This is a genomic window from Streptomyces thermodiastaticus, assembly GCF_014656135.1.
Lineage (GTDB): Bacteria > Actinomycetota > Actinomycetes > Streptomycetales > Streptomycetaceae > Streptomyces > Streptomyces thermodiastaticus.
On sequence record NZ_BNBV01000020.1, the window covers coordinates 21,991 to 34,329 of the forward strand.

Sequence of the window (12,339 nt, forward strand, 5' to 3'; positions counted from 1 at the left end):
TCCTCCGGCACCGGACCGGACCGCCGGGCATCGACCCGCCCGGCGGTCCGGTCCGGTGCCGTACGGCGTCAGTGGTCCGCCGGGGGCGTCCGGGAGCCGGTCCGGGCGGCGAGGCGGTCCAGGCGGGCGCGGACGGCATCGAGCCGGTCCCGGTCGCCGGCGGCCGGGCCGTCCGCCCCGGCGAGCCGGGTCCACAGCGCGAGCAGGTCGCTGCCGAGGCGCAGCCCCTGCTCCGGTTCCCTGACCGCCCGCCAGGCCGTGACCGCGCTCAGCACATCTCCGTAGGCGCCCTGAGCGTCCCCGTCCTGGTGGCGGGTGCGGGCCAGGTCCAGCAGCAGGGTGCAGGCCCGCAGCGGGTCGCAGTCCAGCCAGGCGAGGTAGGCGAGCAGTTCGCGCAGGTACAGGACCTCGGCGTGGTCCGGGCCGAGCGCCGCGGACGCGTCGGTGACGGTGCGCCCGGCGAGGTCCGCCGCCTCCTGGACGCGTCCGTCCCGCACGGCCTCGTGGACCGCCGTGAGAGCCCCGGCGAACAGCGCCTGCCCCGCACCGCCGGCCGCGGCCCCGGGATCCTCCCCGAGCACCGCCTCGGCCACGGCGTCGAAGCCGCACACGGGTGCGGGAGCGGAGGCGGAGGCGGTTCCGGGGTGCGGCTTCGGTCCCTCGTCGAGGCCGGGGCCGGCGCAGGCGGCCGAGGCCGCCGCGGAGACCGAGGGCGCCGGTGCGGAGTGCGCGCACGTCGCGGGCCCGGCGAGGGGACCGGGCGGGACCGGACGGGTGCCCGCCTCGGCCGCCCGGCCGTCCATCACCGGCGGCGGGCCGAACTCGCCCGTCGGCGGTGCGACGGTGCCGGGCGGGTGCGCCGCGCCGGCCGTGACCGGCTCCGGTGGGACGCGCAGCAGCACGGTCGGATCGGGGGAGTTGGGCGTCTCCGGCGCCGCAGGCGGCATCGCGGGCGTGCTGCCCCCGCCGGTGTTCCCGGTCCCGCCGGTGCTCCCGGTCCCGCCGGTGCTCTCGGCCCCGCCGGTGCTCTCGGCCCCGGCGGCGTCACCGTGGCCCGCGCCCGCCCCATCGCCCTGCGCCGTGTCCGGCCGGGCGGCCCCGGGCCCGGACGGGGTGGCGGCCGTGATGCGCACCGGCTCCGCCGTGAAGGTGCTGGAGCCGTCGCAGTGCACCCGCAGGGGGACCACGTAGCCGCTGCGTTCGTCGGTGACCGTGGCGTGGACCGGGCGGCCGGCGGCCCGGGCGATACGGTGCAGATGGTCCAGGACGGCCTGCTGGATCTCCTCGCCGGGCGCCGGCCGCACCGGGACACCGTCGACCAGCGCCCACGCCCCGGTCGCGGAGCCGGAGCCGCTGCCGTCCGGGGCGCCGGCGGCGGTGGCCGGCACACGCACGGCGATCGGGGTGGCCCGGGCGAGGACCGTGGAGCGCTCGGCGCTGTCCTGGTCCCGGTTCTTCTCGCGGCTCGGTCGAGACATCGGCTCCCTCGCTCGGATGCGTGCCATCCGGTCGTCGTGGTCGTACCGTCGAGTCTCGCCCGTCGACCGCGCCGTCCACGTCACCGCAGCGTCACATCCTCGCACCAGGAGCCGTCCCTGACGTCGCCCAGGTCACATCCGCCGCTCGTGGCCACCGGCCCACGGGAGCCCCTGCCGGCCCGCCAGGCCGCGCACGACGCCTGTCAGACGGTCACGTCCCGCGTGGTGAACCGCGCCCAGGCCGCCGAGCCGAACACGGCCGCGTACAGCGCCTGCAGCTCCAGGTTCTTCACCAGGTCGTCCCAGAGGACCGGCTCGCGCATCAGGTCGGCGAAGGACAGCCAGTAGTGGGACACGAGGTAGGGATGGACGGCGTGCAGCTGGGGGATCTGGTCGACGATCTGCATGCCGATCAGCAGGCCCACGGTCGTCGCCATGGCCGCGATGCCGCTGTCGGTCAGGGTGGAGACGAACAGGCCGAGCGCGGCGATCCCGATCAGTGACGCGGCGACCACGAGCGCAATCAGCAGGGCCCGCCACAGTCCCTCGCCGAACCCGATGCGGGTGCCGGAGATCGTCGTCAGGTCGCCGACCGGGAACAGCACCGCGCCCGCCCCGAGCGCCACCACGGCCACCACGAAGGTGGCGGCCAGACAGAACGCAAGGACGGCGGCGGACTTGGTGAGCAGCAGCCGGGTGCGGCCGGCCGGGGCGACCAGCAGATAGCGCAGGGTGCCCGCGCTCGCCTCGCCCGCGATCGCGTCGCCCGCGACGACGCCCACGGCCATCGGCAGGAAGAACGGCAGGGTCGCCGCCAGCGCGGTGAAGACCAGGAAGAGGCCGTTGTTGCTGACCTGCGCGATGAACGGCGGCCCCTCGCCGCCGGCCGGGGAGCCGTCCCGGGTCTCGATCCGCACGGCCACCCCGACCAGAACCGGCACGGCGGCCAGCACCCCGAGCAGCGCGCGGGTGCGCCAGCGCCGGAAGACGGTCGCCAGCTCGCTGCGCAGCAGTCCCAGCGTCCACAGCGGGTGCGCGGCGGGCGAGGAGCCCGTCGTCCCGGCGGCCGGCCCGGCGGTCTCAGCCCGCGACATCGAACCCCTCCCCCGTCAGGGCCACGAACGCGTCCTCCAGCGAGGCGCGTTGGACGCCGAAGCCGCGGACCCGCACGCCGGCGGTGACCAGGGCGGCGTTCACCTCGGCCAGGTCCCGCTTCGGCACCTGCCCGCTCACCCGGTCACCGGTGACCACGAGGTCGCCCACGCCCTGCTCCTTCAGCACCCGGGCGGCCTCCCCCGCATCGGGCGTGGTGACCACCAGACGGCCGCGCGCCCCCGCGGCCAGCTCGGCCACCGGGCCCTGGGTGACCAGCCTGCCGTGAGTCATGACCGCGGCGTGCGTGCACATCTGCTCGATCTCGTCGAGGAGGTGGGAGGAGACGAAGACGGTCGTGCCGTCCGAGGCCAGCTGCCGCACCAGGGAGCGGATCTCCCGCATCCCCTGCGGGTCCAGGCCGTTGGTCGGCTCGTCCAGCACCAGCAGCTTGCGGGGCCGCAGCAGCGCGGCGGCCAGGCCGAGCCGCTGCTTCATGCCCAGGGAGTAGGCCTTGGCCTTCTTGCCGGCGGCCGCGGTCAGGCCCACCCGGTCCAGGGCGGCGGCGACGCGGGCCGTGCGGGTGCGCGGGTCGGCCGTCGGGTCGGCGGCGTCGTAGCGCAGCAGGTTGTCCCGGCCGCTGAGGAAGCCGTACAGGGCGGGGCCCTCGATGAGGGCGCCGACGTGAGGCAGCACGGTGCGCGCGGCGCGCGGCACGGGGTGTCCCAGGACGTGCGCGGTGCCGGACGTCGGCTCGATCAGGCCCATCAGCATGCGGATGGTGGTGGTCTTGCCCGAGCCGTTCGGGCCGAGGAAGCCGAAGACGCTGCCCTTCGGGACCGTGAGGTCCAGCCGGTCGACGGCGAGCTGTCCGCCCCGGTAGCGCTTGGTCAGCGCGCGGGTGCGGATGACGCCGTCCACCGCGTCGTCCGACTGCCCCGGCCGTGGTGTGCCGGCGGGCGCCTCGTCCATCGGCTCCCTCGATCCGTCGTGCCCCGAGCGGGGCTCACCGTGCCCCGCTCGCCGCCTTCACCAGCGTGTCCTTGGTGACGGCACCGGCGTAGACCGTGCCGTCGTCCGTGATCAGGGCGTTGACCAGGCGGGTGGAGAACACCGTGCCCGTGCCGAACTTCCCGCTGACCTGGTCGCCGAGCGAGCCGAGGAAGCCGCTCGCGGCGCCCTGGCCGGAGGACGGCCGGGTGCCGCCGCCGAGGCCGGTGTCGAAGCGGACGACGGAGTTCCAGCCCTTGCCGATGACCCGCACGCCGTCCTTCGCCGCCCCGTCACCGGCGGACTTGCCCGAGGGCAGCAGGCCCTCGGGGAGGGCGCCGGAGGACAGGGAGTGCTCACCGGCGTCTTCGCCCTCGGTGACCTTCGCTCCCTTGGGCGGGGTGAAGCGGAATGTGGAGGCGGCCGGCTCGGCGAAGCTGATCCGGGTGAAGCCGGCGTCCACGACGGCGGGTCCGCCGCCGGCCGGGGTGAGCGTGAACTTCAGCGGCAGGCCGGTCGCGGAGTCCACCGCGATGGTGATCACGCCGACCGTGGTGCCGGAGGCGTGCCGGGGCGTGACGACCAGCCGGTAGGCGTCCCGGCCGGCCACCCGGGCGGTGCCGTCGACCGTCACCGAGGTGGTGTCGTCGACCGCCGCGAGGACCTTCCCGGCGAAGTCCTGGGGCGTGCCCGGCACCTGTTCACGGTGCTGCTCGCCGTGCTGGGACGCGGTGGTGTGGTACACCTCGCCGGACGCGCTGTCGTAGCCCCAGACGTCCTTGCCGTTGTGGACGATGCTGTACTCGGCGGCCTTCTCGACCAGCGAGACCTTCTGCCGGTCGGGGCCGTCGGCCGCGACCCGCAGCGTGTGCGTGCCGGAGGCCAGCTCGGCCAGGCGGGACGCCGGGTCGGCCGACGAGCCGTCACCGTCCTTGCCCACGCCGAAGGCCGGCCCGTCCGCCAGGCCGCCGAGGTCGGGCAGGCCGAGGTCGGTGCTGATCCGGACCGTGCCGGACAGCTGCTCGACGTCGGACGCGGCGATCTTGGCGAGAAGCTGCCGGGCACTGACGTCGGGCAGGTCGGGGTCGCCGGAGTCGGCGAGCGCGGGGACCAGTCCGATCGTCGCCGCGGCCACCCCCATCACCGCCACGGGGACGACGTACCGAGCGGCCTTGCGCCGCATCGGGTGCGGCACGCGCGTCTGCCCGGAGTCCGTGGTGCCGTCGGATGCGTACGGTGCCATGTGTGCCTTACCTCCGTCGTCGGCGGCGGCTCCCCTGTGCGCTGTTCCCACCCGAGCCGCCATTCTCACCCGAAACGGTGAGGAGTGGTGTGGTCCGTGTCTCCATCTGACCAGAACCGCACCCTGGAGACGTCAGACCTCGGGCCCAACTCCCGGTACGCCTGGGGTATGACGCGGGACGCGGCTCTCCCCCGGAACCCGTAGGGGACGCGGGGCGGCGCTCAGGGCGACGGGGGCCGCGGGCCGGAACGGCCGGTGCGCGAGGGGTCAGCCGGCCCGGTGCACCACGGCGTCGCACAGGTCGATCAGCGCGGCCTTGGCGTCGCAGTCCTCCAGCGGGGCGAGCGCGGCCCGGGCGTCCTCCGCGTACCGCACGGTGTCCCGGCGCGCCTGCTCCAGGGCCGGGTGGGCGCGCAGCGCGGCCAGCGCCTCGGCGTGCCGGGCGTCGTCGCTGAGGTCGGAGTCCAGCAGCTCGCACAGCGCGACGTCCTCGGCCAGGCCGAGCCGCGCCACCCGCTCGCGCAGCCGCAGCACCGGCAGGGTCGCGATGCCCTCGCGCAGGTCCGTGCCCGGGGTCTTGCCGGACTCGTGGGTGTCGGAGGCGATGTCCAGCACGTCGTCGGCCAGCTGGAAGGCGACGCCCAGCCGCTCGCCGTACTGGGTGAGCACGTCCACGACGGTCTCGTCGGCCCCGGACATCATGGCGCCGAACCGGCACGAGACGGCCACCAGCGAGCCCGTCTTGCCGCCGAGGACGTCCAGGTAGTGGTCGACCGGGTCCCTGCCGTCCTGCGGTCCCGCGGTCTCCAGGATCTGACCGGTGACCAGCCGCTCGAAGGCCAGGGCCTGCACGCGGACCGCCTCGGGGCCCAGGTCGGCGAGGATCTGCGAGGCACGGGCGAACAGGAAGTCACCGGTCAGGACGGCCACGGAGTTGCCCCAGCGGGTGTTCGCACTGGCCACTCCGCGCCGCACCGCGGCCTCGTCCATGACGTCGTCGTGATACAGCGTCGCCAGGTGGGTCAGCTCCACCACCACGGCCGAGGGCACCACCCCCGGCGCGTACGGGTCGCCGAACTGCGCCGCGAGCATCACGAGCAGCGGCCTGAACCGCTTCCCGCCGGCCTTGACCAGGTGCTGCGCGGCCTCGGTGATGAAGGGGACCTCGCTCTTGGTGGCTTCGAGCAGCCCTTCCTCGACAGCCGCCAATCCGGCCTGGACATCGGCTTCGAGAGCCTGGCCCCGCACGCTCAGCCCGAACGGCCCGACGACGGTCACGAGGGGTCTCCTGTCTGCTGGTGTCTGCTGGCGATTACACGGTTTGTCGATAGGTCGCTGCCATCACTCAAGTCAGCGTATCCGGTCATGTTTCGATCACCGATAGCGCCCACCGCTACAGGCCGGGCGCTATCGGGTATCGCTCGGCATGACGCCGAATGCGACATATGTACAGATATGCGCCGTCTTGCTGCTCCCCGGTGGAGGTTGCCCGCGCCCGCCATGCGTGCCCACCCATACACACGTTCACACTGGCCATAACGTCGCCCGACGTGACGATCGTCACGTTGCCGCGCCCCGCACCTCCCTTCATCGCCCGATTCAACCCTATTAGGGCCCCACTTCCTGTTAGCCGTGAATGCCCCTGCCCGTCGGCCGACCGTGAGGTCTATCACGTCCGCGCCGGGCACGCATCACGTCGCCGTTCCTTCATTCCCGCCCCACGCAGGCAAGTTGACCCTTGGCGGACGCAAAGGATCAAGCCCCTCATATGCCCTTGATCATGGAATATCCGGGCGATGCAGGCGACGAGGACTTGTTCCGGACATGTGCTGTCGCATAGCTTCCCGCCACGCCGGGCGGAACGCCGAATCCTGCCGCCGCCCGGAACCCATCGACGACCACTCACGGCAGGAGCGGGGGACCCAGGTAAGTCGCCGGGCCGGAGCACCGGACGTCACCGGACGTCAGGCCGCACCGGAACGGCTAGGGGTGAAGCCGCGCCCTCAGGGGCCGGCCGGGCACCTTTCCGCCCGAACCCGACAGCTCACCTCGCAGGCGGCGGAGAGGAAGAACCCATGTCTGTCCACGGACGCCGTACCCGTCGCAGCGCTCGTCTGATGCGGGCCCTCGCCGTCAGCGGCGCGAGCGCCGCGGTCCTCGCCCTGCCCCTCGTGGGCGCCACCAGCGCCTTCGCGGCCACCCCGGCGGCGGAGCAGACCACCGCCACCGCGGTGAGCTACCCGGACAACCTCGACGGCTGGATCCGCGAGTCGCTCGCGGTCATGCGGAAGCACGGCATTCCCGGCACCTACAACGGCATCTACCGCAACGTGATGCGCGAGTCCTCCGGGAACCCCAAGGCCATCAACCTGTGGGACTCCAACGCCGCCAAGGGCATCCCGTCCAAGGGCCTGCTCCAGGTCATCGACCCGACGTTCAACGCGTACCACGTGCCCGGCACCTCGTACGACATCTACGACCCGGTCGCCAACATCACGGCCGCCTGCAACTACGCGGCCGACCGGTACGGCTCGATCGACAACGTCAACGGCCCGTACTGACCGGCGCCCACGGAGCGTACTGGTGAGCGGCCGGCCGGGACCCGGTCGGCCGGCCGCTAGCCAAACAACCGTTCGATGACAACGGCCACGCCGTCGTCCTCGTTCGACACGGTGACCTCGTCGGCCACCGCCTTCAGCTCCGGGTGGGCGTTGGCCATCGCCACGCCCCGCGCCGCCCACCTGAACATCGGGATGTCGTTCGGCATGTCCCCGAACGCCAGAGCGGCGCTCCGGTCCAGGCCCAGGTGCTCGGCGGCCAGCGCCAGCCCGGTCGCCTTGGTGATGCCGCAGGGCTGCAGCTCGACCGTCCCGGGGCCCGACATGGTGACCGTGGCGAGGGAGCCCACCACGCTGCGCGCCGCCGCCGCCAACGCGTCGTCGGACAGCACCGGATGGCGCAGCAGCACCTTGGTGATGGGCTTGTGCCACAGCTCGTCCCGCCGCTCCACCCGCTGGGCGGGCAGGGTCGGGTGCGGCATGCGGTAGCCCGGCTCGATGAGCGTCAGCCCGTCCACGCCGTCCTGGTCGACCGCGGCGTACACCTCGCCCACCTCGGCCTCGATCTTGCCGAGCGCGACCTCCGCGGTCTCCCGGTCCAGGGTGACCGACGACAGCAGCCGGTCCGCGCCCGCGTCGTACAGCTGGGCGCCCTGCCCGCACACCGCGAGCCCGGTGATGCCCAGGGACGCCAGCAGCGGCTTCACCCGCGGCGCCGGCCGGCCGGTGACGACGAGATGGCATGCACCGGCCGCCGTCGCCCGCGCCAGCGCGGCACGGGAACGCTCGGACACGCTGTCGTCGCCGCGCAGCAGCGTCCCGTCCAGATCGGTGGCGATGAGGGCGTAGGCAGGGGGTGCGGGCATGAGCGAAGAATACGGACCGGGCACCGGCTGCGGCCTGCCGCCCGTCCGGAGCACGCACGCCGGCCGCCGGGCGTGTCCCCGGCGGCGGCTCAGCCGCGCGCCGTGGTCAAGCGCTGCCGCGGCGGTGGGTCCGCCACAGCTGGTAGAGGTGCTTGACGCCCGGCCGCACGAGGCGGGCGAGCATCGTGACGAACGGCAGCGGGTCGTCGGCCGCCAGCCAGGCCAGCTCCGTCCCGCTCGCCCGGGCCGGGGCGTGCGGCGTGGTGTAGCCGCTGCGGCGGTAGGCGAGCAGGGCCGGAAGGTCGATGTTCTCCACGACGAAGCGATGACCGGAGCGCTGCTCCCCCGCCGGGACGGGACGCCCGGTGAGGTCCAGGTGCATGGCGCGGACCACGTCCACGCCCGACTCGCTCTCGAACAGCCGGAACTGGGCGCCCATCCGCGGATTGAAGTCCAGCAGCTTGTACTGCCCGTCGCGCCGGTCGTAGCGCAGGTCGAGGTCGGCGATGCCGGTGAAGCCGATCTGCTTGACGAACCGCTCGGCCAGATCGGCGAGTTCCGGGTTGTCCACGACATAGGCGTGCGCCGTCATGCCCGCGTGGGGCGGCCAGGAACGGACCTTCACCCCGGTGAACAGCGCCCTCGGGGTGGCGTCCTGGGCGAAGTAGGCGTGCACGATCCAGTCCTCGGCGTCCTCCCGCGGCAGGTACTCCTGCAGCACCACCCCCGGCCGCTCGCCCCAGTCACGGGCCAGGGTGAGCAGGCCCTCGCGGGTGGTGATCCGCGTGGTGCCGTTCACCGCCGGGCGGCTGCGGCGCACGAACGCCTCGCGGTTCTTCGCCACCACCGGGAAACGGGCTCGCTCGGCGAAGGCGACGACGTCCTCGTAGGTCTGCGGGAAGGACGTCACGGGCGCGGAGACGCCGTGCTCCACGCACAGCTCGTACAACCCCTGCTTGCTGGCCAGCCGCCGGGGCAGGCCGGGGGTCACGCGCGGGAAGAGGAACGGCCCGGCGAGCGCGTCCTGGTGCTCGGCGATCAGGACGGCGGCCTCCTCGTCGGTGGGCACCAGCACGGTGGGCCGGCCGATCCGGCGGCCGATCCGCAGCAGGCCCTCCACCAGATGGCCGGCGTCCTCGGTGCCCCGTGTCCGCCAGACGAAGGCCCGCGTGAGATAGCGGGAGGAGGCCGCCGGGGTGTAGGCGTCCTCGGTGATCGCGTACATCGGCACGCCGAGCCGGCCCAGGCTGCGGATCGCTCCCACCCCGCCGTGGTGCAGCGGATAGTCGCCGAACTTCACGATCAGGGCCGGCACATCGCGGTCGGCCTCGAACGGCACACTGGCGGCTCGGCTGCCCACGGGTCCCCCCACGTGTCCCCCTCCACGGAGCGGAGCGGACCCACCCCGTCCGCGTCCCCCGAACGACGCTAAGCCGGAACCGGAGACTCCCACAAGACGATTTCGGACATTACAAACTCTTTAGGCACTGCTCAAACAAGCACCAGCGCCGTAACGTGTGTCGCGACCACATGAACGTGTGGCCGTCTGACTAGGAACGCTCGGCACACGACTCGGAAGGCAGTACGCCATGACCCCCTTCGAGGTCCCCGAGGGCGATCCCTTCGGTCCGCACAACCTTCCCTACGGCGTGTTCTCCCCGGCCGGATCCGAGCACCGGACCGTGGGAGTCCGGCTCGGCGACCACGTCCTGGACGCGGGCGCGGCGGCCCGCGCGCTCGGCTCCCCGTACGCCGCCCTGCTCGCCCGTCCGACCCTGAACCCGCTGCTCGCCGCCGGCCGCACCGCCTGGTCGGACGTCAGGCGCGCCCTGACCGCCTGGGTGACGGTGCCCTCCCACCAGGAGACCGTGGCGCCGTTCCTGCATCCGCTGTCCTCGGTGACCCTGCATCTGCCCTTCGAGGTCGCGGACTACGTCGACTTCTACGCCTCCGAGAACCACGCCCGCAACGTCGGGCAGATCTTCCGCCCGGACGCCGCGGACTCCCTCACCCCCAACTGGAAGCATCTGCCGATCGGTTACCACGGCCGGGCCGGGACCGTGGTGGTCTCGGGCACGGACGTGGTCCGGCCCTCGGGACAGCGCCGGGTGCCGGGCGAGGACGCACCGGTGTTCGGGCCGTCGGTGCGCCTGGACATCGAGGCCGAGGTCGGCTTCGTGGTGGGCGTGCCCTCGCGGCTCGGGCGGCCGGTGCCGCTGGCGGACTTCCGGGAGCACGTCTTCGGCCTGTGCCTGCTCAACGACTGGTCGGCACGCGACATCCAGGCCTGGGAGTACGTCCCCCTCGGGCCCTTCCTCGGCAAGTCCTTCGCCACCTCCGTCTCGGCGTGGATCACTCCCCTGGACGCGCTGGAGGAGGCCCGGGTCAGGCCGCCGGAGCGCACCCACCCGCTGCTGCCGTACCTCGACGACTCCGAGGAGGAACCCGGCGGCTACGACCTGCGGATCTCCGTCGCCGTCAACGGGCACGTGGTGTCCGAGCCGCCGTTCTCCACCATGTACTGGACCGCCGCCCAGCAGCTGGCCCATCTGACGGTCAACGGCGCCAGTCTGCGCACCGGCGACCTGTACGCCTCGGGCACGGTGAGCGGCCCGGAGCCAGGCCAGCGCGGCTCGCTGCTGGAACTCACCTGGAACGGCCGCGATCCGCTGGAACTCCCCGACGGTAAGCGGACGTTCCTGGAGGACGGGGACGTGGTGACCCTGTCGGCGTGGGCTCCGGGTCCGCACAGCGTCCGGGTGGGCCTGGGCGAGGTGACCGGACGGATCGTGGCCGGCTGAGCCGCCGGCCCCTCCGGGCCGGCGGGCTGCCGGGACCGACGGGCTGCGGGTGCGGGCGGTGCCGGCGGGTGCGGGCCGGGTGTCGCACGGGAACCCGTCGCCGCCGGGCGCTGACGTGAGGCCTCCACCGCCGTCATACTGAGGCTGGCCGTGTGCGCGGGCCGTCCGCCGGGCGCCGCACGGCCCGCCGCACCGCACGAACCGACACCCGCCGACCTCCGATCAGGATCCGGAGTCCGTGGCATGACCGTCTGTCTGCTCCTGCTCTGTGCCGTCGCGTTGACGGCCGCCCTGCCGGTGCCCCGCGCACTGACCCGGGCGGCCTGGCCCGAACGGGAGCCCGTGGTCGCGCTGTGGGTGTGGCAGTGTCTGGTCGCCACCGTTCTGCTCTCCTTCCTGGCCGCCCTGGTGCTGGGCACCGCCGCCCTCTTCGGCGCCGTCCGCGACCGGGTGTTCGCCCCGGCGCCCAAGGCCGTGACCGCCGCCTACGACCTGTCGGCCACGCCCGCCTGGGCCGCCGTGCTCACCCTGCTGCTGGCGCTCGGCGCCGCCTGGACCACGGCGATGCTCGCCCGCGAGCTGGCCGACGCCCGCCGGCGCCGCCTGCTGGCCCGCGCGCATCTGCGCGAGCGCGCCCCCGAGCTGCCGGCCGGTCTCCCCGCCGCCCGCGGGCCGCTGCTGGTGCTGGAGGACGAGTACCCGGACGCCTGGTGGATGCCGGGCCACCCGCCGCAGCTCATCGTCACCACCGGCGCCCTGCACCGTCTCACCGGGCATCAGCTCGATGCGGTGCTCGCGCATGAGCGCGGGCACGCCCGCGCCCGCCACGACTGGCTGCTGCACCTGTCGACGGCGCTGGCGACCGGCTTCCCGCACATTCCGCTGTTCGCGCACTTCTGCGAGCAGACCCGCCGCCTGGTCGAGCTGGCCGCGGACGACACCGCCTCCCGCCGCCACGGCCACCTCACGACGGCGCTGGCCCTCATCGAGCTGAACCAGCACCGCGGCGTGTTGTCCTGCGCCAACAGCCGCCGTCTGCTCGGCGAGCGCGTCGACCGCCTGCTGGAGCCCCCGCCCCGGCTGGCCCGCCGGCGCCGCGCCCTGACCACGGCGGCGGCGGCCCTGGTCCCGCTGGTACCGCTGCTGATCACCTTCGCACCGGGGCTGTCGGCGCTGGCCTGAGCGGCCCGGCCGGATCACAGGCGTGCCCCGTTCGCCGAGGGGAGGCCGGTGACGCGCGCTCCGGTCACTCCGGTGAGCCGGTGACGCGTGCTGCAGTCAGCCTGGTGAGCCGGTGACGCGTGCTGCGGT

10 protein-coding genes and 1 riboswitch are annotated in these 12,339 nt (G+C 73.8%); of the genes, 3 read left to right on the forward strand and 7 right to left on the reverse strand.

Features of this window, described 5'->3' with window-relative positions:
- Positions 1 to 68: 68 nt before the first annotated feature.
- The 5 genes from IE286_RS18335 to IE286_RS18355 form a co-directional block, all read right to left on the reverse strand.
- Positions 69 to 1,478 carry a tetratricopeptide repeat protein gene (locus IE286_RS18335; RefSeq protein ID WP_189797846.1) on the reverse strand — a complete coding sequence of 470 codons (1,410 nt, stop codon included), beginning with the start codon at positions 1,476 to 1,478 and terminating at the stop codon, positions 69 to 71.
- A gap of 203 nt (positions 1,479 to 1,681) precedes the next feature.
- On the reverse strand, positions 1,682 to 2,572 hold the full coding sequence (locus IE286_RS18340) for an ABC transporter permease (RefSeq protein WP_189797847.1): 891 nt from the start codon (positions 2,570 to 2,572) through the stop codon (positions 1,682 to 1,684).
- Entirely contained in the window at positions 2,559 to 3,542 is a 984-nt protein-coding gene (locus IE286_RS18345) for an ABC transporter ATP-binding protein (protein WP_189797848.1), read from the reverse strand. The genes IE286_RS18340 and IE286_RS18345 overlap by 14 nt, the downstream gene beginning before the upstream one ends.
- Positions 3,543 to 3,576: 34 nt before the next feature.
- Complete coding sequence (locus IE286_RS18350) at positions 3,577 to 4,803, reverse strand: LolA family protein (protein WP_189797849.1); 1,227 nt, start codon at positions 4,801 to 4,803, stop codon at positions 3,577 to 3,579.
- Positions 4,804 to 5,070: 267 nt separating this feature from the next.
- On the reverse strand, positions 5,071 to 6,081 hold the full coding sequence (locus IE286_RS18355) for a polyprenyl synthetase family protein (RefSeq protein WP_125496940.1): 1,011 nt from the start codon (positions 6,079 to 6,081) through the stop codon (positions 5,071 to 5,073).
- Between the two features lie 607 nt (positions 6,082 to 6,688).
- A riboswitch (cyclic di-AMP (ydaO/yuaA leader) is annotated at positions 6,689 to 6,876 on the forward strand.
- A gap of 2 nt (positions 6,877 to 6,878) precedes the next feature.
- Between IE286_RS18355 and IE286_RS18360 the strand changes: the two genes are divergently transcribed.
- A complete protein-coding gene (locus IE286_RS18360) occupies positions 6,879 to 7,364 on the forward strand; it encodes a transglycosylase SLT domain-containing protein (RefSeq protein ID WP_189797850.1) in 486 nt (161 codons plus the stop codon).
- A 56-nt stretch (positions 7,365 to 7,420) separates the two neighbouring features.
- On the opposite strand, the gene IE286_RS18365 is transcribed toward IE286_RS18360, so the two are convergent.
- The gene (locus IE286_RS18365; RefSeq protein WP_189797851.1) at positions 7,421 to 8,227 is read right to left on the reverse strand and encodes an HAD family hydrolase; all 807 of its coding nucleotides are present in this window, start codon (positions 8,225 to 8,227) and stop codon (positions 7,421 to 7,423) included.
- 106 nt (positions 8,228 to 8,333) lie between these two features.
- Complete coding sequence (locus IE286_RS18370) at positions 8,334 to 9,566, reverse strand: carboxylate--amine ligase (RefSeq protein ID WP_189797928.1); 1,233 nt, start codon at positions 9,564 to 9,566, stop codon at positions 8,334 to 8,336.
- Between the two features lie 250 nt (positions 9,567 to 9,816).
- On the opposite strand from IE286_RS18370, the gene fahA reads away from it, so the two are divergent.
- Together fahA and IE286_RS18380 are read left to right on the forward strand one after the other, a co-directional pair.
- Entirely contained in the window at positions 9,817 to 11,028 is a 1,212-nt protein-coding gene (fahA, locus tag IE286_RS18375; protein WP_189797852.1) for a fumarylacetoacetase, read from the forward strand.
- Positions 11,029 to 11,271: 243 nt separating this feature from the next.
- Positions 11,272 to 12,210: a M56 family metallopeptidase gene (locus IE286_RS18380; protein WP_189797853.1), complete on the forward strand. Its 939-nt coding sequence runs from the start codon at positions 11,272 to 11,274 to the stop codon at positions 12,208 to 12,210.
- The last annotated feature ends 129 nt before the right edge of the window (positions 12,211 to 12,339 follow it).